Origin of the sequence: Polynucleobacter necessarius (genome assembly GCF_900095205.1) — a bacterium.
GTDB classification, from domain to species: domain Bacteria; phylum Pseudomonadota; class Gammaproteobacteria; order Burkholderiales; family Burkholderiaceae; genus Polynucleobacter; species Polynucleobacter necessarius_E.
In genome coordinates this window covers 1,154,025-1,173,575 of sequence record NZ_LT606951.1, presented here as the reverse complement: position 1 = coordinate 1,173,575, position 19,551 = coordinate 1,154,025, and the positions used below count along the sequence as shown (strand labels likewise).

The window sequence follows — 19,551 nt, the reverse complement described above, 5'->3', positions numbered from 1 at the left end:
ATGCGTATAGCCCTTGGCCTCCAATATGATGGCAGCCCTTATTCTGGCTGGCAAACTCAGGTTAATCACAACACAGTGCAGGATGAATTAGAAAAAGCCATTTCTGCTTTTGTTGGTGAGCAAGCTTGTGCAGAGCTCCCCATTCATACGATTACCGCAGGAAGAACCGATGCTGGTGTGCATGCGCTAGGTCAAGTAGTTCACTTTGATACGAATGTGGAGCGCGAGGACTTTTCTTGGGTAAGGGGGGTGAACTCATTTTTGCCGCCATCGATTGTGGTGAATTGGGCAAAGCCAGTTTCCGATGATTTCAGTGCACGTTTTTCCGCTTACGAGCGCGAATATATCTATGCGCTTCAGGTGGGTCCTTGTCGTTCGCCGATGTCTCATTCCCGTGCGGGTTATTTAATGCTGCCGCCAAACCAATGGCTTGATATTGATGCCATGAAAAAATCAGCCGAGTGTTTAATTGGTGAGCATGATTTCAGTTCATTCAGATCGTCAGAATGCCAGAGCAAAACCCCGATAAAAACGATTTATTCCATTGAGATTTTTGCCGAACAGCCATGGTTGTATTTCAAAATCCAAGGGAATGCTTTTTTGCATCACATGATTCGTAATGTGGTCGGATATTTTTTGCAAATTGGTCAGGGTAGGCAAAAGCCAGAGTGGATGGGCGAGGTATTGACTGCAAAGAACAGGCAAATTGCTGCGCCGACTTTTATGGCAGATGGTCTCTATTTGGCCAAAATTCAATATCCAGAAGCATTTTCTATTCCAGCGCCTTGGCTCGAAAACTCTTGGTTACCTGCTAAGGTTACCGGGAAATAACTGACCCAAGGCCTTATCATTCATCTATGGGCTTACTGACATACTCTTCAGGCCGTACTAGGGTCAAAATCTGCGGTTTAAGAACGTCTGCCGATATCGATTCGGCCGTTTCTGCAGGTGTGGATGCTGTTGGCTTCGTTTTCTATCCGCCTAGCGTACGGGCTGTAAGCCCCAATATCGCTGCTCAGCTAATCTCGAAGCTGCCGGCAGGGGTAGATGCCGTGGGATTGGTTGTAAACGCAACAGACGAGCAATTCGCTGCCATTAGAGCTGCCGCTTCAATCACTTTATGGCAATTTCATGGGGATGAGACCCCAGAACGGTGTGTCGAGCTTGCCGCAGGCGAACCTTGGATGAAAGCAGCTCGGGTAGGCGAGGGCTTCGCATTTGGTAATTTTTCCATACAATATGGGCATGCAAACGCTTTTCTGCTGGATACTCTCGTTAAGGGATATGGTGGCGGAGGCGTTCCTTTTGATTGGCAAGGAATTCCACAGACATGGGTAAGCGAAAACGCGCCTCGGGTCGTTTTGAGTGGTGGATTGAACACGCACAACGTGGGCGAGGCGATTGCTCGTCTGCATCCTTGCGCGGTTGACGTCAGTAGTGGCGTAGAAAGCAGCAGGGGTGTGAAAGATCCTGCGCTCATGGCTCAATTTGTTCAAGCGGTGCGCGCAGCTGATGCGAAATCATTATCCCAATAATTTGCTGTAAATAATTCTTAAGAGGTAGCTATGTACGACAAGCCAGATGCACGCGGACACTTTGGTCCCTATGGTGGCGTGTTTGTTTCTGAGACATTAATGTATGCATTAGACGAGCTCAAAGAGGCGTACGCAAAATATCAGCACGATCCAGAGTTTATTGAAGAGTTTCATTACGAGCTCAAACACTTTGTTGGTAGACCTTCGCCTGTGTATTACGCTAAGCGTTGGAGTGAAATGCTGGGTGGTGCCCAGATTTATTTAAAGCGTGAAGATTTAAATCACACAGGCGCGCACAAAATTAACAATGTGATTGGTCAAGCGATGTTGGCTAAGCGTATGGGTAAACCTCGCATCATTGCCGAGACTGGGGCAGGGCAGCACGGTGTTGCTACCGCCACCATTTGTGCACGCTTTGGTTTGGATTGCACTGTGTATCAGGGTTCGGTGGACGTTGCACGTCAAGCGCAAAGCGTGTTCCGCATGAAATTACTTGGTGCCAAAGTGGTTCCTGTTGAGTCTGGCACCAAAACCTTAAAAGATGCGCTCAATGAGGTGATGCGTGATTGGGTAACCAATGTAGACAATACTTTCTACATCATCGGCACAGTTGCCGGCCCACATCCTTATCCAATGATGGTGCGCGATTTCCAAAGCGTGATCGGTGAAGAGTGCAAGGTGCAGATGCCAGAGATGACTGGTCGCCAACCAGACTTTGTTTTAGCTTGCGTTGGTGGTGGCTCTAATGCGATGGGCATTTTCTACCCCTATATTGATTTTCCTGAAGTGAAATTGGTTGGCGTAGAAGCTGCCGGACATGGTTTAGGAAGCGGTTTGCATTCAGCTGCATTGTGCATAGGTAAGCCTGGTGTATTGCATGGCAATCGCACTTACTTATTGCAAGATGAAAATGGCCAAATCTCTGAAACACACTCTGTTTCTGCCGGTATGGACTACCCAGGTGTTGGGCCTGAGCATGCCTGGTTAAAAGACTCTGGCCGTGCAGACTACGTCGCGATTACTGATGAAGAAGCACTGCAAGCATTCCATGATTGCTGCCGTATTGAAGGCATTATTCCAGCGCTGGAATCTTCTCATGCCATTGCATATGCCTGCAAACTAGCAAAGACATTGCCAAAGGACAAAACTATTTTGGTAAATCTCTCTGGTCGCGGAGATAAAGATATGCATACTGTTGCCCAAGCAACCGGGTCAGAAGGTTAAGAAATATATTTAAGAAATACTTATGTCAAAAATTACTGCGCTCTTTAAAGAACTAAAAGCCTCAGGTAAAAAAGGATTGATTCCTTTTATTACTGCAGGGGATCCAGATCCAAAGCTGACCGTTGAGTTGATGCATGCCCTAGTGCGTGGTGGTTCAAGTGTGATTGAGTTGGGTGTGCCATTTTCTGATCCGATGGCAGATGGTCCTGTGATTCAGAGATCTTCAGAGCGCGCCTTAACTCAGGGCGTTACTTTGCACAGCTGTTTAGAGATGGTCAAAGAATTTCGTCAAAAAGATGCTCATACTCCAGTTGTATTAATGGGTTACGCAAATCCAGTTGAACAGATGGGAGCAGAGCGGTTTGCTACCGAAGCAAAAGCTGCTGGAGTTGATGGCGTTTTAGTGGTCGACTACCCGCCAGAGGAGTGTGTAGATTTTGCAGCTCGCATGCGCGTTGCTGGTATTGACCCTATTTTCTTGCTGGCGCCAACTTCTTCTCATGAACGCATTAAAGAGGCCGCCAAAATAGCTTCTGGTTATATCTATTACGTTTCTATGCGGGGGGTTACTGGAGCATCCCACCTTAACACCCAAGATGTAGCCAGCATCATCCCCAAAATTCGCGAAGAGACCGAAATTCCAATTGCAGTAGGTTTTGGAATTAGCGATGCCGCTAGTGCCAAGGCGGTATCGGCAAGTGCCGATGCAGTCGTTATTGGCAGCCGAATTATGCGTCTTTTAGAGGATGCACCCCCAGGTCAGGCAGTACAATCACTGGGAACCTTCATTCGTGAGATTCGCGACGCATTGGATAGTTAAAACTAATGAGCTGGATAGATAAATTACTCTCACCCCAAATTCAACATACTGATCCTGCAAATCGCAAATCAGTACCAGAGGGATTGTGGGTTAAGTGCCCAGGTTGTGAAACGGTTCTCTACAGCGCCGACATCGAAGCCAATTTATCGGTGTGCCTAAAATGCAGTCATCACATGCGTATCGGTGCGCGTTTGCGCTTAGATAGTTTGCTCGATGAAAAAGGTCGCTACGAGATTGGTGCTGATATTTATCCAATCGATCCACTCAAATTCAAAGATTCCAAAAAATACCCAGACCGCATTAAAGAAGCAAACGATGCTTCTGGTGAATCTGAAGCCTTGATTGTGATGGGTGGCAAGATTGAAACGATTCCTGTAGTAGTCGCTTGTTTTGAATTTCAATACATGGGTGGCTCGATGGGTTCTGTAGTGGGTGAGCGTTTTGCCCGTGGTGCTCAAGAAGCTATTGATAAAAAGTGCGCTTTCATTTGTGTAACTGCCACTGGTGGTGCACGTATGCAAGAGGGCTTGTTGTCACTTTTTCAAATGGCCAAAACAAATTCAATGTTGACCTTGCTGTCAAAAAAAGGCCTGCCTTATATCAGCGTTCTCACCGATCCAACCATGGGCGGTATCTCTGCTAGTTTTGCATTTATGGGTGATGTAGTCATGGCAGAGCCAAAGGCCTTAATCGGCTTTGCTGGTCCTCGCGTCATTGAGCAAACAGTACGTGAAAAGTTACCTGAAGGCTTTCAGCGGTCCGAGTTCCTCATGCAAAAGGGCGGCGTTGACATGGTTGTTGATCGTCGCCAAATGCGCGGTGAAATCGCTCGCTTGCTAGCTTTATTGCAAAAGCTTCCTGAGCCTGCGATAGCGGGTAGCTCAGCTCTTTAAGCGCTTGAGCTCAGCACACCAAGCCCCCATTCTATTTCCCAGCCTAGAGGCTTGGCTCAGCCACCTTGAAACTGCTTACCCTGTCGGTATCGATATGGGTCTTGAGCGTATTAATCGAGTAAAGGCTGCACTAGATCTTCATTTTGATTGTCCAGTGATTACTGTTGCCGGTACAAATGGTAAAGGCTCTACTTGTGCATTTTTGGAGAGCATTCTCTTGGCTTCGGGTTATCGAGTTGGTTGCCATACGTCTCCACACTTGCTTAAATTTAATGAACGTGCGCGCATCAACGGAGAGGATGTTAATGACAATCTTTTGCTTGAACATTTTGCGGCAGTTGAAAAAGCACGCGTCAGTTTGGTGGATGCACCGACATTAACGTATTTTGAATTCACCACTTTGGCCATCATGCATTTGTTTGCTAAATCCAATCTAGACGCCGTTGTCTTAGAGGTGGGAATGGGTGGTCGTTTGGATGCCGTCAATATTGTGGATGCTGATTGCGCGATCGTGACTAGCATTGATATTGATCATGCAGATTTCTTGGGTGGGACACGCGAGGCCATTGGCCTTGAAAAAGCAGGCATCTTCCGTCCAGGACATATTGCTGTCTGCGGCGATCCAGTACCGCCTCAATCATTAATTGATTACGCTGAAAAACTCGGGTGCGACCTTTGGTTACAAGGGCGTGACTATAACTTTCAAGGCGATAAACAGCAGTGGGGCTGGGTAGGGCGCAAAAAACGCTTTAGCGGTCTTGGCTACCCTGCGTTACGGGGTGCCAATCAGATTCTGAATGCTTCTGCTGTAGTGGTTGCTTTAATGGCGCTTCATCAACGCTTACCAGTGAGTGCTCAGGATATCCGGAATGGCTTTGCATTGGTTGAGTTACCAGGTCGTTTCCAAATTTTGCCAGGCCAGCCTACAGTTGTCTTGGATGTTGCCCATAACCCACATGCTGCTGCAACTTTGGCTCAGGGTCTCGATAAGATGGGTTATCACCCCTACACCTATGCCATTTTTGGTGCGATGGCTGATAAGGACATTGAGGGCGTGATTAAACCCCTTCTAAATATCGTGGATTTCTGGTTTTGTACCGATTTATCCACCCCGAGAGCTGCGAGTGCCAAGGTTTTGGCTGAGAAGCTTGAATCCATGGGTGTTAAGCCTAAAAACGGGGCAGATGGTGGCATTGAGTGCTTCGAAGATCCTGCTGCAGCGTATCAAAAAGTGCTTTCAAAGGCGGGTGAGGGTGATAGAATTGTGACCTTCGGATCTTTCTATACCGTTGCAGGCGTAATGACTTACCGAAACAAGCAGGCCCACTGATCCATGATTCGTTTACCGAGCTTTTTTAAGCGAAAAACCCAGTCTTCTGATGACCTTGAATTAGGTTTAAGGGGTGGCCGCACCGTCAAAAGGGCTGCACTACGTAGCTTGCAGCGTTCGGTTGAGGCGGAAGAGCTGACCCTAACAGAAGACCCAGAACAACAAAGAGCGCGTCATCGCCTTATTGGTGCTGCAGTACTTGTGTTGATTGCTGTAATTGGCTTACCTCGCATTTTGGACAATAGACTGAAGTTATCCCCAAACGATATAGCTGTCAATATTGTGACTAGCTTGCCGATACCAGGCGCTGAAACAAAGCCTGAGATAAAAGCAGAGCCCAAGCCTGAAGCCAAGCCAAAGTCAGATACCCTAGCAGAGGCTCCAAAGGTAGCGACGCCTACACCCGAGGTAAAGGCTGACGTGAAGCTAGAAACCAAACCCGCAGCTCCTGCTGCGAGTAAGTCAACTACATTAGGGTTGGCTGTAGGCGAAGAGGTGGTTGCTAATGCAAATACCAAGCCGAAAGTGGATGATGCCTCTAAGACTGCTGTAGTCAATAATTCAGGATCAAGCAATACTGCCACTAGTGGTTTAGGCAAATATGTAATCCAAATTGGCGCATTTGCATCTGAAGAACGTGCCAAGGGTTGGATTGCAAAGTTGAAGGATCAAAAGATTCCTTATTACGTTACGAATAAGCCAGGTGCTGACGGGGTTAAGTTGTATGTACTGCGTGCTGGGCCATATACCGACAAAGATCTTGCAGAGGCAGCAGAAAAGAAAATTAAGGCAATGGGTCTTTCGCCCAAGTTGGTCGAATCCGGTAAGCAGTAATGGAATACTTATCCACCCTCAAACTAACATCGGTGGATTACTTCACCCTAGTCGTGCTTTTGATTTCAGCTTTAGTGGGCATTTCAAGAGGATTGTTTAAAGAGTTATTGGCTTTGGTATTTTGGTTTGCAGCATCTTGGGTTGCATACCATTACAGTAATTATTTATCTACTGAGTGGCTTTCAACATTTCATTTGGATGAAATGTTGAGTCTAGGCATTAGCTTCATTATTTTATTTATATTGACTCTCATTATCTGTGGCTTGGTTGGTGGCGCAGCGCAAAAAATTATCTCGTCAGTAGGATTAAATCTAGCTGACCGTTTTTTGGGTTTAACGTTTGGCCTTGTTCGCGGTGGCTTGATTGTTGTTGTGCTTGCTACTTTGGCTGTGCTTACGCCAATCCCTCAAAGTATGGCTTGGCAGAATGCAATCACTAGACCAGCAATCGATATGGCAACAGGTTTAATCAAAAGTTGGCTTCCCGCCGATTGGGCTAAACAATTGAATGATGCATTACCAAAAGTTACCCCAACCATTAGTCCTAAAATAACAATAGGAATCTAGAGATATGTGTGGCGTCGTCGGAACAATTTCTCACTCACCAGTGAACCAACTCCTCTATGATGCTTTGTTGCTCTTGCAACATCGCGGTCAAGATGCTGCAGGCATCGCAACTATGAATGGCAATTCATTCACGATGCATAAAGCCAATGGCTTGGTTAGAGACGTATTTAGAACGCGGAATATGCGCAGCTTGGTTGGTAACGCTGGTATCGGTCAGGTACGCTATCCAACTGCTGGTTCAGCAAGTAACGAAGAGGAAGCACAACCGTTTTATGTGAGCGCTCCTTACGGCATTATCTTGGCGCATAACGGCAACCTCACAAACGCACCAAGCTTGCGTGTAGAGATGGCTTATCGTGATCGTCGCCATATTAATACTAGCTCCGACACAGAGGTTTTATTAAATGTATTAGCCGATGAGCTTCAAAAAGAAACCAATAGCGCTGCTCTTGATGAGGGCGCGATGTTTAACGCGGTAACTGGCGTCACTAGTCGCGTTAAAGGCTCTTACGCTGTAGTCTCCTTGATTGCTGGATATGGCTTACTAGCATTCCGTGATCAGTACGGTATTCGCCCTCTGTGCATAGGTCGCATCGATACCCCTCAGGGTCCTGAATGGATGATTGCCTCCGAATCTGTAGCGCTAGAAGGCTTAGGATTTACATTTGTACGAGATGTTCATCCTGGTGAAGCAATTTATATTGATCTAGATGGAAATTTCTATTCACGTCAGTGTGTACCAAATGCTGTCCTTACGCCTTGTATTTTTGAATACGTTTACATGGCAAGACCAGACTCAACGATTGATGGAGTGACCGTCTATAACGTTCGTATGCGAATGGGTGACTATCTTGCTGAGAAGATCCGTAAAGAAACGAACGTAGCAGAAATTGATGTTGTGATGCCAATCCCAGATTCTAGTCGTCCTGCAGCAATGCAAGTGGCAAAGAATTTAGGCGTGGACTATCGAGAGGGTTTTTTCAAGAATCGTTATATTGGTCGCACCTTTATCATGCCAGGGCAGGCTGTGCGTAAGAAGTCAGTGCGTCAGAAATTAAATGCCATGCGAATTGAATTTAAAGACAAGACCGTGCTGATTGTGGATGATTCTATTGTTCGTGGAACTACTTCATTTGAAATTGTGCAGATGGCTCGCGAGTCTGGTGCTAAAAAAGTAATTTTTGCATCTGCTGCGCCTCCAGTGCGCTTCCCGAATGTATACGGTATTGATATGCCTACTCGCAGTGAATTAGTGGCCTATGGTCGCACTGATGAAGAAATCAATAAGATGATCGGCGCAGATCAACTGATCTACCAAAGCGTTGAGGACATGAAACAAGCCGTAAGAGATATCAACCCTGATATTCAGAACTTTGAAGCTTCTTGTTTTGATGGTAATTACATTACTGGCGATATTACGGAATCCTATTTAGATGCATTAGAGGCTGCCAGAAATACCTCGGCAGCAAAGGCAGACCGTCAAAAGGATGCCAGCGACTTTGCCCGATCCCAACTCCATTTGCATTTAGCCACCGAAGACTAAAAAGCGACAGGAATTTGCCTTGAAAAAGGCAAATCCGCAATTCGGTGTCAAAATAGCAGGATGAAGAGCAAATCCATACGTCAAAAACCAGATTTTTCTAAGCTTGCGCTCGAGACTTAGGCTGTCCGAGTCGGTTACTCGTCGAACTGCTGAATATCAGGAGCATTCTGAGGCAATATTTCTGACCTCCAGTTTTTGTTTTGATAGTGCAGAGTTGGCTGCTGATGGCTTTGCGCACGCTGATCAGGGCTTTATTTATTCTTGCTTTACCAACCCAACAGTCAGTATGTTTCAGGATCGTCTGGCTGCCTTAGAGGGTGGAGAAGCCTGTATGGCGACCGTTTCCTGGCATGTCAGCCATTCTCACAATGGCGATGGCTCACCTGCAAGCGGGTGACCATGTCGTCTGTTCTCGCTCAGTGTTTGGCGCAACGATTCAGTTGTTTACTAACATCTTGGGACGCTTTGGCATTACAACAACCTACGCTGACTTGTCTGACACCAAGTCATGGCAAGCTGCTGTCCAGCCTAATACCAAACTCTTTTATTTAGAAACACCTTCTAATCCATTAACGGAGATTGCTGAAATTAAAGCGATTTCGAAGATTGCTAAAAAAGCGGGCACCTTATTTGCTGTTGATAACTGCTTCTGTACCCCAGCTTTGCAAAAACCATTATCTCTAGGTGCTGATGTCGTGATTCACTCGGCAACAAAATATTTAGATGGCCAAGGTAGGGTAGTTGGCGGTGCAATTGTGGGTAGCAATGATTTCATTATGGGAAAGGTATTTCCCTATGTGCGCACAGCAGGCCCGACGCTTTCCGCGTTTAATGCTTGGGTATTTCTCAAGGGTCTAGAGACGCTGGAGCTTCGCATGAAGCAACAGAGTCAAAATGCGTTGGCTCTTGCTCAGTGGCTAGAAAAGCAATCTGGAGTCGAGCAGGTTTATCACCCAGGCCTTAAATCACACTCTCAACATGCTTTGGCAATGCGCCAGCAAAAAGAGGGTGGAGCGATTGTGTCATTCACTCTAAAAGGCGGCAAGAAAGCGGCTTTCAAGTTAATTAATCAAACGAAGCTTTGCTCGATCACGGCAAACTTGGGCGATACGCGTACGACTATTACGCATCCAGCAACTACCACGCATTGCCGAGTAACCCCAGAGGCTCGTAAAGCTGCTGCCATCTCTGATGGCTTGGTGCGAATTGCAGTTGGATTAGAAAATATCAACGATTTAAAGAATGACCTCGTCGGTGGACTCAAAAAATAAGCAAGTGCATCAGGATAAGCCCATGGGATTTTCTGATGCCACGCAGTTTTGGAACGAACGCTTTAATAAGGATGAGTTCACCTTTGGAAAAGAGCCAAATGAGTATCTGGTCGAAAAATCACAACAATATCTAAAGCCAAAAGATAAAGTACTTTGCGTTGCTGATGGCGAAGGTCGAAACGGAGGGTGGCTTGCCAAGCAAGGTATGTAAGTGATTGGTTTTGATGCCTCTGATGTTGCCTTGGCCAAAGCGAAGCAGTTTGCCAAAGACAACCATGTCGAAGTTGAGTATTCTTTCTCAGATACAGATAGTTATGCTTGGCCCGAGAATACTTACGATGCAGTAATTGCTATTTTCATTCAGTTCGCAGATCCAGCGATGCGTGCCAGAATCTTTGAGCAGACACATAAAGCATTAAAGCCAGGCGGCATCTTTATTTTGCAAGGCTACACACCAAAGCAGTTGGAATATAAAACCAGTGGCCCTTCGCTAATTGAGCATCTCTACACAGAAGAATTGATCAGAAATCTCGCGAAAGAGTTTCAGATACTAGAACTAGTTAGTTACGAGAAGGAGTTGTCTGAAGGCCCAAGACATACTGGTATGTCTGCTTTGCTTGGTTTGGTAGCTAGAAAATAATTTCTGCTTAGTTTGTAAAGCGACGAGGGTCATTGATAGGGCGTAAGGGCATGATATGAATCTTGCTGCTATCAATTTCAAGATGGGTGATTTTGCCTACCTCTAAACCAAGGCGTTTTACCTCTGCAGCAGAGGCCCCCAAGTAATGCTATGTCCGCCATCTACAGTACGAAGTTGAATCACGGCTATTTGACCCAAGGTGCTAATTTGCTCTACTGATGCCTCAAGAGAATTAGCTTGTGAATCTGCGCGAAGGCTTAAACCTTCGGCGGGGACAACCCAGGCAACCGCTGTGTTCATTGGAATCTTGCCTTTATCCACAACATTAAAAATGCATTGACTGCCATTCCATGATAGTTTTCCGGCAGCAAATACGCCTTCAAACTTATTGCTTATCCCTACTAGTTCTGCAACACGCGAGTTTCTCGGTCTCTCGAATAACACTTGGGGTGGGTCGGTTTGTAAGCCAACCCCTTGATCAATTACCGTGATGCGATCAGTTAGTAAATCGGCTTCACGCAAATCATGCGTTACTAAAAGAACTGGAATATTTAAATCTTTGCGAAGTTCAGCCAGAGTCTTGTAGAGGTTCTGGCGTGTTGGTGCATCAATAGCCGAAAATGGCTCATCAAGAAGTAGTATTTTGGGGGATCTGGCTAACGCTCTAGCCAGTGCTACGCGTTGTTGTTGACCTCCCGATAGTTGATTTGGCATGCGATTAGCAAGTTCAGCAATTCCTATACGTTCAAGCCATTGTTGGGCTAGTGCTTTGCGCTCGCTAAAATTACCAATGCTGTTGTGCAGGGGGATGCAAAAACATTATCTAGGGCTGATAAGCGCGGAAATAGGGCGTATTGCTGAAATAAAAATCCACATGAGCGACCGGCGGGATTGAGTGAGGTGGTATTGCCATTTACCTTATTGGCCTCAAACCATAATTCACCATCACACTCTATTCTGCCGATTTCAGCATTGTTTAGGCCGGCAATCGTCCTGAGGGCAGTTGTTTTTGCCGCTCCCAGATGGTCCCAACTAGAGCGTGTAGTTCCCCGGAAATGCATTCAATGTTCAATTGCAATGGGATTAGGATTGGTTTGGGAGATCTTTACTTTTAGCATTAGCTACGCCACTCCCTGTTGTGAGAAGAGTTGCGTCCGAAGACTCCATAGGAGAGTGCAATGGCAATGAGTGAGATTCCTAAAAGCATCATAGACAGTAATCCTGCGCCGGAGGTATCGAAGCTTTGTACCTTGTCATAAATAGCGATCGATACAGTTTTAGTTTCGCCAGGAATGGCGCCGCGCCAACCATGAGAACAACACCAAATTCTCCGAGAGTTGTGCGCAAATGTTAGTACTGCGGCGCTTGTTATGCCCCTCCAAGCAAGTGGCAGCTCAATTAATCGAAAGATTTGCCATTGAGATAAACCGCTTATCTGAGCCGCCTCTCGTATGTCGGGATGAATTGCTTCAAATGCGCGTTGAATTGGTTGTATGGTGAAGGGTAAATTCACAACTAGGGAGGCAATCAGGATGCCCGTGAAAGAAAAGGCCAAGGGGATGCCAAAAACACTTTTTCCGCCCAATCCTACTAAAAGGTAGTAACCCAAGACGGTAGGAGGGAGTACCAATGGGAGGGCTAGGAGGGCCCCAATCCAAGACCTGCCTTTACCCATGTTTTGGAGTGTATGCGCAACCCAGATCCCAAATGGCAATATCAGGACCAAGGTCCATAGAGCCAGCTTTAATGAGAGAAGAAGCGCTTCAATGTCCATAAATCGATTGTATCGTTAGAAGCCATCAGGGTAATTTGCTATATAAATAAATTCGGATGCAATAGGCATTAAATATGCATTAATACGTATATAAAATCTCGAAAATTCAAAAATATGAAATCAAAAGTAGCAAAGGCTACAAAGAATTTGTCTCCAAAACAGATGGAGAAAGTCTTCTCTCAAGTTGCGGCGTATTTTAATGTGCTCTCAGAGCCAGCGCGGTTGCGCATTATGTATGCAGTATGTAGTGGAGAGAAGTCTGTCTCTGAGGTTGTTGCGTTATGTGGTTCGAGTCAGGCAAATGTTTCGAGGCATTTATTGGCCTTGCATAAGGCTGGAATATTGCTCCGGCGTAAAGAGGGTGTAACGGTTTATTACTCGATTGCAGATAGTGCAACAGTAGAGATGTGTCAGACAGTCTGCGCAAAGATTGCTGAAGGTATCCACTAATTGCGACATTAAATCACTTGTTAAGTTGAGGTCAAATGAGTAAGAAGCAAATTGAATTGTGCGCAAAGGATATCTCTGCAGTTGAGAAGCCTGCAAACAGGGCGCGCCTTGTAAAGGCTCCAGAGCACTTTATTTCTCAGGAATTGATTGCCGATATTAATGCTAATGGTCTTGACGAAAGTCGTCTGGGCTTTTTGCGTAAAGGCTTTCTCTCCGCTGCAGCTGGACTTGCCGCGCCAATAGCTTTTGCAGCAGGTAAAGGGGACCCAGCTATTTTGGAGAAGCAAGAATGGCAAACCACTTTAGGTAAAAACGTTGCCACCATGCCTTATGGCGTTCCATCGATTTACGAATCTAATTTAATTCGCCGTGAATCCCCTGGATTAACGCGCGTATCTGTGCAGCTGTGCAGCTTCCGTTGCGTCTACTCCATTATAAGGTTTGTTTGGAACCATCACTCCAAACGGTTTGCACTTTGAACGTTATCACCAGGGTTGGTACAACCTCAATCCCGAAACCCATCGCTTGATGGTGAATGGCGTGGTTAAAAATGCCCGTGTATTTACGATGAATGACTTGATGAGATTGCCTTCGGTTTCTCGCACACACTTTATTGAGTGCGGCGCAAACACTGGTTTGGAGTGGGGCAATGTAGCGGCACCAACAGTTCAGTACACCCATGGCATGTTGTCTTGCTGTGAATTCACTGGTGTACCCCTCAAAGTTTTGTTTGAAGAGTGCGGCGCAGATTTGAAAAAAGGTAAGTTTCTGCTCGCCGAAGGTGGGGATGGCTCAGGCATGACTCGCACCATCAATTTAGAAAGTTGCTTGGACGATACGATTGTTGCTTAGAGTATGAATGGTGAAATGCTGCGTCCAGAAAACGGTTTCCCATTACGTTTAGTAGTTTCAGGCGTCCAGGGTGTTAGCTGGGTAAAGTGGTTGCGCCGTCTAGAAGTTGGCGATATGCCTTGGAATGCCAAAGATGAGGCAGTTCATTACATTGAGCTCATGCCCGATGGTATGCATCGTCAATATGCATTGATTCAAGAGTGTAAATCTGTGATTACTACGCCTTCAGGCGGCCAACAATTGCTAGATAAAGGTTTTTATAACGTTAGTGGTATGGCTTGGTCAGGTCGCGGCAAGATTAAGCGCGTTGATGTCTCGTTTGATGGCGGTAATAACTGGCGCACTGCACGCTTAGAGACACCAATTCTTACTAAATCGATTACTCGATTCAATATTGATTGGGTGTGGGACGGGTCGCCAGCAATATTGCAATCTAGAGCGATAGATGACACTGGTTATATACAGCCATCGATTAAGGTTTTACGAGATTTACGTGGTAATCGTTCCATCTATCACAACAACGCAATTCAGGCATGGAAGTTAGATTCAAATGGCGAGGTGAGCAATGTACAAGTTGGATAAATTATTTGCTTGCGTAACTGTTACAGGCTTAGCTGCCTTATCAATTCAATTTGCTTATGCGCAAAGTACTCAGGGGTCTGTAAAGTTTCCTGGTATTGGGCGTAATGCCACTCCTGCTGAGGTTATTGCTTGGGATATTGGTGTGCGCCCTGACTTAAAGGCCTACCCAAAGGATCTGGCTCGGTAGAGCAGGGTCAAGTGATTTGGGAGTCAAAATGCGCAAGTTGCCACGGTGTCTTTGGTGAATCTAATGAAATTTTTACTCCGATCGCTGGTGGCACAACTACTGATGACATAAAGACTGGAAAAGTTGCTTCTTTGGCTGATCGCAAACAACCTCAGCGTACCACCTTGATGAAAGTTCCCACCGTTTCTACTTTGTGGGATTACATCTATCGTGCCATGCTGTGGAATGCTCCACGTTCTTTAACGCCGGACGATACTTATGCTCTAGTGGCATTTATTTTGAGCCTAGGCGAAATTATTCCAGATGATTTTGTACTGAGTGACGCCAATATTGCCGATGTGCAAAGAAAGATGCCTAACCGAAATGGTATGACACGCAATCATGGTTTCTGGAGTGTTAATGGGAAACCAGATGTAAATGGTTCATCTTGTATGACTAATTGCGTGAAGTTTGTGCAAATTGGCTCTACTCTTCCGGATTTTGCGAGAAATGCTCATGGCAATATTGCTGAGCAAAATCGATTGTATGGGCCTTATCGCGGATCAGACTCTACCAAGCCCCCAATTGCTAAGCTTCCCGGGGTCATTGGGAGAGGGTCTAGCTCACGCTGCTGATACTCATGCAGCTATGACAAAAGGTCCCGCGGCTCTATTTAAGAGTGAGAATTGTTCTGCATGCCATGCACCTAACGCTAAATTGGTAGGCCCCCCATCGCTGATATTGCAGCGAAATATAAGGGGCAGAGTGGGGCGCAAGAAAAGCTCATGGCTAAGGTCAAAAATGGGGGCTCCAGGGGTATGGGGGCGATCCCTATGCCACCTCAGTCGCAGTTATCAGATGAGGACAGGGCGACTCTGGTGCGCTGGGGTCCTTACTGGACAATAGTTTTGCAGAAGGTTTTTTGAAATACCGCTATATTTGACACTAAGAGTAGATTATTAAAGGAGTTTTTATGAATCAGCAGCGACGCAGTTTATTGAAATATTCAGCCGTTTTTGGCTTGATGGCTTCTGCGGGACTTATCGGCGTAGCCCAAGCACAAGAGTGGAATAAAGCTGCTTTTGAAGGTAAGAGTCTTGATGATGTTTTCAAAATTCTTGGCGCAGGTAGCCCAGATAAATCTGGTGCAGTGACTTTGAATGCTCCTGATATTGCAGAAAATGGCGCGGTAGTTCCAGTTGGAATTACTACTACCCTCAAAGCAGAACAAATGGCAATCTTGGTTGTGAAAAATCCAAGCTCTTTAGCTGCTCAGTTCTTTATTCCGGCTGGCACAGAGCCATTTGTTACTACCCGTATCAAGATAGGCCAAACATCCAATGTGTATGGCTTGGTAAAAGCGGATGGCAAATGGAGTATGGCCGTTAAGGAAGTGAAAGTAACTTTAGGTGGCTGCGGCGGTTAATTGCTCACCAACTAAACCAATGCCATAAATTAATTACTAGATTACAAGAGGAAAACATGGCTGATCCAATGCGCGTTAGAGCTGCTGAGAACGGTGGAATTGTGGATGTAAAGATTTTGATGAAGCACGATATGGAGTCTGGTCAGCGCAAAGACGCTGCTGGTAAAACGATTCCCGCTTGGTTCATCAGCACAATCAATGTCAAAGCAAACGGTAAAGATGTTTTGAATGGCCAGTTTGGTCCAGCGGTTTCCAGGGATCCATTCTTGAACTTCAAATATAAGGGTGCTAAGGGCGACAAGATTGTTGTGAGTTGGGCAGATAGTAAGGGCGATAAGCGTACTGACGAAGCAACTGCTTCTTAATTGTCTTATTCAATCAATCTGTACTATCTCGTCGGTTTCGAAAGGGTTGCAAATGCAGCGTAAATTTACATTAGGGCTAGCCTCAGGAATGATGGCTGCTTTATTAACAGTCTCATCGTCCTGCATCAGCGCAAAATAGTGCGACAGACGATATTGCAAAATATCGCGAGATGATTGCTGATGGCAACCCTTCAGAGTTGTATGAAGCAGCCGGCGAGGAATTGTGGAAAAAGCCCGCTGAACCTAAGAATGCCACTTTAGAAAAGTGTGATTTAGGTTTAGGGCCAGGTGTGGTGAAGGGTGCTGCAGCTCAGTTGCCACGCTATTTCAAAGACACTAATAAGGTTCAGGATCTCGAATCCCGTTTAATGACCTGTATGCAGAAGTTGCAAGGTCGCGATCCGCAAGAGATGATTGATGCTCCGTTTCAAAAGGGGACCAAGAAAGACATGGAAGCGATTGTTGCTTACGTCGTCACCTTATCGAAGGGTGAAAAATTCACGTAAGCACAGCACATCCTAAAGAGAAGGAAATGTATGGGCTTGGTAAGCGCGCATTCTTTTTTCAGGGTGGTCCGATGGATTTCTCCTGTGCTTCTTGCCATGCCGAAAACGGCAAGCGAATTCGTCTGCAAGACTTGCCGAATCTGACTGATCAAAAGGGCGCTGCTATGGGGTGGGGTTACTGGCTTGCCTATCGCGTATCCAGTGGTCAGTTCTAGACAATGCAGCAACGCTTAAACGATTGCTATCGTCAGCAGCCTTTTCCATTCCCTATCTATGGATCTGATGTCACGATTGCTTTGTCTATGTATATGGCTAAGAGTGCAAATGGTGGCACAGTGGAAACTCCTGGATTAAAGCGTTAAAAGACAAGAGATAGAGATCATGAAAATTACCCACATCAAAAAACTCTTAATAGTTTTTGGATTCCTTCTAGCTACAAGCCTAATTCAGAATGCTGCAGTGGCACAGCAAAAGAATGATCCTAAGTTCAACAAAATGATGGCCGATAGCTTTAGGGCTGAGGGCATTGCAGGGCTCGATCGTATACAACAGGATGAAACCCAAAAGTTTTGCTCTGATCCTGTGTTTGCTAATAGCAAGCAGGGCGAAAAAATGCGAGACAAGATTTAGAAAATCAATATGGATAGTATTAAGCAGCCGTCCGATGGTAAGTACATCGGTGATTGGAAGAAGGGTGAAGCGATTGCGCAGAGCGGTCGTGGCGCTACTTGGACTGATAAGGCTGATACTGTTGTTGGTGGTGGTTGCTACAACTGTCACCAGATTGATCCTAAAGAAATATCTTATGGGAATATCGGCCCATCATTAACCGGCTACGGAAAGTTGCGTGGCTATTCTCAGGAAGTAGTGACTTATACATGGAATCGTATTAATAATTCCAAGGCATACAACGCATGTAGCAATAGGCCAAGATTTGCGCACTTCAAACTCTTAAATGAGCAACAGATACAGGATGTCATGGCATTGCTGCTTGATCCTGCTTCACCAGTGAATAAATAAGAAGTCAAAAAACAGGCCGACAGGCCTGTTTTTATAAGGGGAAATATATGTCTTTAAGTCGTCGTGATTTTTTGCAGGCCTTGGCTATTGCATCTGCGGGCGGCATGAGTTTGCAGTCTAATTTTGCAAGCGCTCAGGCTACAGCGCAAAAGTTTTATGACTTACCTAAATTTGGTAATGTAAATTTCCTGCGCTTTACGGATTGTCATGCGCAACTCCTGCCAATTTTCTTCCGCGAACCTAATGTCAATCTTGGCATTGGTGCGCAAGGGGGCAAAACTCCTCATTTGGTGGGTGAATATTTCTTAAAGGCCAATGGGATCGCTCCCAGGTGCACGTGATGTTCATGCTTTTACATACTTAGATTACGTGGCAGCTGCGCAGAACTACGGTAGGATGGGCGGTTTTGCTCATATGGCCGCATTAAAATTAAGCAGATGAAAGCCAATCGTCCAGGAGCTTTGCTGTTGGATGGTGGTGATACCTGGCAGGGCTCGGGTACCGCCCTGTGGACTAATGGCCAAGATATGGTTGATGCGGCACTTGCTTTGGGTGTTGATGTAATGACGCCTCATTGGGAAATGACGCTTAGTGAAAAGCGTGTGATGGAAGTCGTCAATGGTGATTTCAAGGGGAAAGTTTCCTTCATTGCGCAAAATATTAAGACTTCTGACTTTGGCGATATGGTCTTTAACCCCTATGTCATGAAAGTGCAGAATGGTATTCAGGTCGCCATCATCGGGCAAGCCTTCCCATACACGCCGATTGCAAATCCTCGTTACTTCACCCCAGATTGGACATTTGGTATTCAAGAAGAGAATATGCAAAAGACTATTGATGAGGTTAGATCTAAAGGCGCCAAAGTAGTGGTGCTCTTATCTCACAATGGTATGGAGTAGATTTGAAGATGGCGTCCCGTGTGCGGGGTTTAGATGCAATCTTAGGCGGCCATACGCATGATGGTGTGCCTATACCAGTGAAGGTAAAGAATGCTGGTGGCATTACGCTTGTTACCAATGCTGGCTCCAATAGTAAGCTCTTGGGTGTATTGGATTTCGATGTGAAGGGTGGAAAACCTGTTGATTTCCGCTACAAGCTATTCCCAATATTCTCTAATATGATTCCGGCAGATCCAACCATGAGCAAGTTGATCACAAAAGTCAGAGCTCCGTATGGAATCCAAGCTTAATGAGAAGTTGGCAACTACAGAGGGCCTCTTATATCGCCGCGGTAACTTTAATGATAGCTTTGACCAACTCATCCTAGACGGTTTGATGGCACAAAAAATGCGGAGATCGCATTCTCGCCAGGCTTTCGTTGGGGAACCAGTCTTTTGCCAGGTCAGGCGATTACTCGCGAAAATCTTTTGGATCAAACTGCGATTACCTATCCTTACACAACCGTTACTAATATGAGTGGAGAGACTATCAAAACCATTTTGGAGGACGTAGCGGACAATCTATTTAATCCTGACCCGTATTACCAGCAGGGCGGCGATATGGTACGTGTTGGTGGAATGCAATACACGATTGATCCAGCCCAAACCGCTGGTAAGCGAATTACCGATATGCGTTTGAACGGCAAGCCGATTGAGGCGAGCAAAACCTACAAAGTAGCTGGCTGGGGGCCCTGTTAGCGAAGAGACTAAGATGCGGGTGGTGAAGCAATTTGGGATGTGATGGAGCGACACTTGCGTGACGTCAAAGTTGACGCATGCTAATGGTGTTGATTTGCTAATGGAAGGTGCTTAGGAT

Annotated in this window: 24 protein-coding genes and 3 pseudogenes; 24 read left to right on the top strand and 3 right to left on the bottom strand. The window is 45.9% G+C overall.

The window, feature by feature from the left end:
* The 12 genes and pseudogenes from truA to DXE37_RS06435 all read left to right on the top strand — a co-directional run bounded on the left by truA (nucleotide 1) and on the right by DXE37_RS06435 (nucleotide 10,656).
* Nucleotides 1–831, top strand: coding sequence for a tRNA pseudouridine(38-40) synthase TruA (gene truA, locus DXE37_RS06485; protein ID WP_114636942.1), 831 nt, complete (start codon nucleotides 1–3; stop codon nucleotides 829–831).
* Nucleotides 832–857: 26 nt separating this feature from the next.
* Complete coding sequence (locus tag DXE37_RS06480; protein WP_114636941.1) at nucleotides 858–1,535, top strand: phosphoribosylanthranilate isomerase; 678 nt, start codon at nucleotides 858–860, stop codon at nucleotides 1,533–1,535.
* 30 nt (nucleotides 1,536–1,565) lie between these two features.
* Nucleotides 1,566–2,759: a tryptophan synthase subunit beta gene (gene trpB / locus DXE37_RS06475; protein ID WP_114636940.1), complete on the top strand. Its 1,194-nt coding sequence runs from the start codon at nucleotides 1,566–1,568 to the stop codon at nucleotides 2,757–2,759.
* A gap of 22 nt (nucleotides 2,760–2,781) precedes the next feature.
* Nucleotides 2,782–3,579: a tryptophan synthase subunit alpha gene (gene trpA / locus DXE37_RS06470; RefSeq protein ID WP_114636939.1), complete on the top strand. Its 798-nt coding sequence runs from the start codon at nucleotides 2,782–2,784 to the stop codon at nucleotides 3,577–3,579.
* 5 nt (nucleotides 3,580–3,584) lie between these two features.
* Entirely contained in the window at nucleotides 3,585–4,472 is an 888-nt protein-coding gene (accD, locus tag DXE37_RS06465; protein ID WP_114636938.1) for an acetyl-CoA carboxylase, carboxyltransferase subunit beta, read from the top strand.
* Between the two features lie 4 nt (nucleotides 4,473–4,476).
* Nucleotides 4,477–5,802 carry a bifunctional tetrahydrofolate synthase/dihydrofolate synthase gene (gene folC, locus DXE37_RS06460; protein WP_174221034.1) on the top strand — a complete coding sequence of 442 codons (1,326 nt, stop codon included), beginning with the start codon at nucleotides 4,477–4,479 and terminating at the stop codon, nucleotides 5,800–5,802.
* A gap of 3 nt (nucleotides 5,803–5,805) precedes the next feature.
* On the top strand, nucleotides 5,806–6,636 hold the full coding sequence (locus tag DXE37_RS06455) for an SPOR domain-containing protein (RefSeq protein ID WP_114636937.1): 831 nt from the start codon (nucleotides 5,806–5,808) through the stop codon (nucleotides 6,634–6,636).
* The gene (locus DXE37_RS06450; RefSeq protein WP_114636936.1) at nucleotides 6,636–7,202 is read left to right on the top strand and encodes a CvpA family protein; all 567 of its coding nucleotides are present in this window, start codon (nucleotides 6,636–6,638) and stop codon (nucleotides 7,200–7,202) included. The genes DXE37_RS06455 and DXE37_RS06450 overlap by 1 nt, the downstream gene beginning before the upstream one ends.
* 4 nt (nucleotides 7,203–7,206) lie before the next feature.
* On the top strand, nucleotides 7,207–8,745 hold the full coding sequence (purF, locus tag DXE37_RS06445) for an amidophosphoribosyltransferase (protein WP_114636935.1): 1,539 nt from the start codon (nucleotides 7,207–7,209) through the stop codon (nucleotides 8,743–8,745).
* A gap of 60 nt (nucleotides 8,746–8,805) precedes the next feature.
* Nucleotides 8,806–10,016, top strand: a pseudogene (locus DXE37_RS06440) (O-succinylhomoserine sulfhydrylase).
* Entirely contained in the window at nucleotides 10,000–10,227 is a 228-nt protein-coding gene (locus tag DXE37_RS12670) for a hypothetical protein (protein WP_231971206.1), read from the top strand. The pseudogene DXE37_RS06440 and the gene DXE37_RS12670 overlap by 17 nt, the downstream one beginning before the upstream one ends.
* The gene (locus tag DXE37_RS06435; RefSeq protein ID WP_231971205.1) at nucleotides 10,228–10,656 is read left to right on the top strand and encodes a class I SAM-dependent methyltransferase; all 429 of its coding nucleotides are present in this window, start codon (nucleotides 10,228–10,230) and stop codon (nucleotides 10,654–10,656) included.
* A gap of 117 nt (nucleotides 10,657–10,773) precedes the next feature.
* Here the strand turns inward: DXE37_RS06435 and DXE37_RS11495 are convergent, their stop codons facing one another.
* Genes DXE37_RS11495 through DXE37_RS06420 form a run of 3 tightly spaced genes read right to left on the bottom strand, consistent with a single transcriptional unit; the run spans nucleotide 10,774 to nucleotide 12,430 of the window.
* Nucleotides 10,774–11,391 (bottom strand): ABC transporter ATP-binding protein, encoded by a 618-nt coding sequence (locus tag DXE37_RS11495; RefSeq protein ID WP_331852166.1) that lies wholly within the window; start codon nucleotides 11,389–11,391, stop codon nucleotides 10,774–10,776.
* A gap of 26 nt (nucleotides 11,392–11,417) precedes the next feature.
* The gene (locus tag DXE37_RS11490) at nucleotides 11,418–11,717 is read right to left on the bottom strand and encodes a P-loop NTPase family protein (protein ID WP_114636933.1); all 300 of its coding nucleotides are present in this window, start codon (nucleotides 11,715–11,717) and stop codon (nucleotides 11,418–11,420) included.
* A gap of 56 nt (nucleotides 11,718–11,773) precedes the next feature.
* Nucleotides 11,774–12,430, bottom strand: coding sequence for a molybdate ABC transporter permease subunit (locus tag DXE37_RS06420; RefSeq protein WP_114636932.1), 657 nt, complete (start codon nucleotides 12,428–12,430; stop codon nucleotides 11,774–11,776).
* Nucleotides 12,431–12,544: 114 nt separating this feature from the next.
* Here DXE37_RS06420 and DXE37_RS06415 point away from each other — a divergent pair, with 114 nt between their 5' ends.
* From DXE37_RS06415 to soxB, 12 genes and pseudogenes are all read left to right on the top strand, one after another.
* Nucleotides 12,545–12,880: an ArsR/SmtB family transcription factor gene (locus DXE37_RS06415; protein ID WP_114636931.1), complete on the top strand. Its 336-nt coding sequence runs from the start codon at nucleotides 12,545–12,547 to the stop codon at nucleotides 12,878–12,880.
* A 35-nt stretch (nucleotides 12,881–12,915) separates the two neighbouring features.
* Nucleotides 12,916–14,314, top strand: a pseudogene (gene soxC, locus DXE37_RS06410) (sulfite dehydrogenase).
* A complete protein-coding gene (locus DXE37_RS12665; RefSeq protein WP_231971203.1) occupies nucleotides 14,307–14,501 on the top strand; it encodes a hypothetical protein in 195 nt (64 codons plus the stop codon). Before soxC ends, DXE37_RS12665 begins: the two are co-directional and overlap by 8 nt.
* A gap of 11 nt (nucleotides 14,502–14,512) precedes the next feature.
* On the top strand, nucleotides 14,513–15,115 hold the full coding sequence (locus DXE37_RS12660) for a c-type cytochrome (protein ID WP_231971202.1): 603 nt from the start codon (nucleotides 14,513–14,515) through the stop codon (nucleotides 15,113–15,115).
* A gap of 338 nt (nucleotides 15,116–15,453) precedes the next feature.
* Entirely contained in the window at nucleotides 15,454–15,906 is a 453-nt protein-coding gene (soxY, locus tag DXE37_RS06400; RefSeq protein WP_114636930.1) for a thiosulfate oxidation carrier protein SoxY, read from the top strand.
* Between the two features lie 56 nt (nucleotides 15,907–15,962).
* A complete protein-coding gene (gene soxZ, locus DXE37_RS06395; RefSeq protein ID WP_114636929.1) occupies nucleotides 15,963–16,271 on the top strand; it encodes a thiosulfate oxidation carrier complex protein SoxZ in 309 nt (102 codons plus the stop codon).
* A 170-nt stretch (nucleotides 16,272–16,441) separates the two neighbouring features.
* On the top strand, nucleotides 16,442–16,777 hold the full coding sequence (locus DXE37_RS14040) for a hypothetical protein (protein ID WP_331852131.1): 336 nt from the start codon (nucleotides 16,442–16,444) through the stop codon (nucleotides 16,775–16,777).
* A gap of 26 nt (nucleotides 16,778–16,803) precedes the next feature.
* A complete protein-coding gene (locus DXE37_RS14035; RefSeq protein WP_331852130.1) occupies nucleotides 16,804–16,992 on the top strand; it encodes a hypothetical protein in 189 nt (62 codons plus the stop codon).
* A 3-nt stretch (nucleotides 16,993–16,995) separates the two neighbouring features.
* The gene (locus DXE37_RS14030; protein ID WP_331852129.1) at nucleotides 16,996–17,139 is read left to right on the top strand and encodes a hypothetical protein; all 144 of its coding nucleotides are present in this window, start codon (nucleotides 16,996–16,998) and stop codon (nucleotides 17,137–17,139) included.
* 19 nt (nucleotides 17,140–17,158) lie between these two features.
* Nucleotides 17,159–17,407 (top strand): hypothetical protein, encoded by a 249-nt coding sequence (locus DXE37_RS12655; RefSeq protein WP_231971201.1) that lies wholly within the window; start codon nucleotides 17,159–17,161, stop codon nucleotides 17,405–17,407.
* A gap of 9 nt (nucleotides 17,408–17,416) precedes the next feature.
* Complete coding sequence (soxX, locus tag DXE37_RS12650; RefSeq protein WP_231971200.1) at nucleotides 17,417–17,797, top strand: sulfur oxidation c-type cytochrome SoxX; 381 nt, start codon at nucleotides 17,417–17,419, stop codon at nucleotides 17,795–17,797.
* Between the two features lie 47 nt (nucleotides 17,798–17,844).
* Nucleotides 17,845–19,517: pseudogene (gene soxB, locus DXE37_RS06380) on the top strand (thiosulfohydrolase SoxB).
* Nucleotides 19,518–19,551 lie beyond the last annotated feature (34 nt).

Bases quoted from the DNA above. Each gene is read 5' to 3' on its own strand.
- DXE37_RS14030 (WP_331852129.1), top strand. From the start codon at position 16,996: ATGCAGCAACGCTTAAACGATTGCTATCGTCAGCAGCCTTTTCCATTC.
- DXE37_RS06455 (WP_114636937.1), top strand. From the start codon at position 5,806: ATGATTCGTTTACCGAGCTTTTTTAAGCGAAAAACCCAGTCTTCTGAT.
- trpA (WP_114636939.1), top strand. From the start codon at position 2,782: ATGTCAAAAATTACTGCGCTCTTTAAAGAACTAAAAGCCTCAGGTAAA.
- DXE37_RS06450 (WP_114636936.1), top strand. From the start codon at position 6,636: ATGGAATACTTATCCACCCTCAAACTAACATCGGTGGATTACTTCACC.
- truA (WP_114636942.1), top strand. From the start codon at position 1: ATGCGTATAGCCCTTGGCCTCCAATATGATGGCAGCCCTTATTCTGGC.
- DXE37_RS06420 (WP_114636932.1), bottom strand. From the start codon at position 12,430: ATGGACATTGAAGCGCTTCTTCTCTCATTAAAGCTGGCTCTATGGACC.
- trpB (WP_114636940.1), top strand. From the start codon at position 1,566: ATGTACGACAAGCCAGATGCACGCGGACACTTTGGTCCCTATGGTGGC.
- DXE37_RS06415 (WP_114636931.1), top strand. From the start codon at position 12,545: ATGAAATCAAAAGTAGCAAAGGCTACAAAGAATTTGTCTCCAAAACAG.
- soxZ (WP_114636929.1), top strand. From the start codon at position 15,963: ATGGCTGATCCAATGCGCGTTAGAGCTGCTGAGAACGGTGGAATTGTG.
- DXE37_RS06480 (WP_114636941.1), top strand. From the start codon at position 858: ATGGGCTTACTGACATACTCTTCAGGCCGTACTAGGGTCAAAATCTGC.
- accD (WP_114636938.1), top strand. From the start codon at position 3,585: ATGAGCTGGATAGATAAATTACTCTCACCCCAAATTCAACATACTGAT.
- soxX (WP_231971200.1), top strand. From the start codon at position 17,417: ATGGATAGTATTAAGCAGCCGTCCGATGGTAAGTACATCGGTGATTGG.
- DXE37_RS12655 (WP_231971201.1), top strand. From the start codon at position 17,159: ATGAAAATTACCCACATCAAAAAACTCTTAATAGTTTTTGGATTCCTT.
- purF (WP_114636935.1), top strand. From the start codon at position 7,207: ATGTGTGGCGTCGTCGGAACAATTTCTCACTCACCAGTGAACCAACTC.
- soxY (WP_114636930.1), top strand. From the start codon at position 15,454: ATGAATCAGCAGCGACGCAGTTTATTGAAATATTCAGCCGTTTTTGGC.
- DXE37_RS14035 (WP_331852130.1), top strand. From the start codon at position 16,804: ATGTATGGGCTTGGTAAGCGCGCATTCTTTTTTCAGGGTGGTCCGATG.
- DXE37_RS11490 (WP_114636933.1), bottom strand. From the start codon at position 11,717: ATGCATTTCCGGGGAACTACACGCTCTAGTTGGGACCATCTGGGAGCG.
- DXE37_RS14040 (WP_331852131.1), top strand. From the start codon at position 16,442: ATGATTGCTGATGGCAACCCTTCAGAGTTGTATGAAGCAGCCGGCGAG.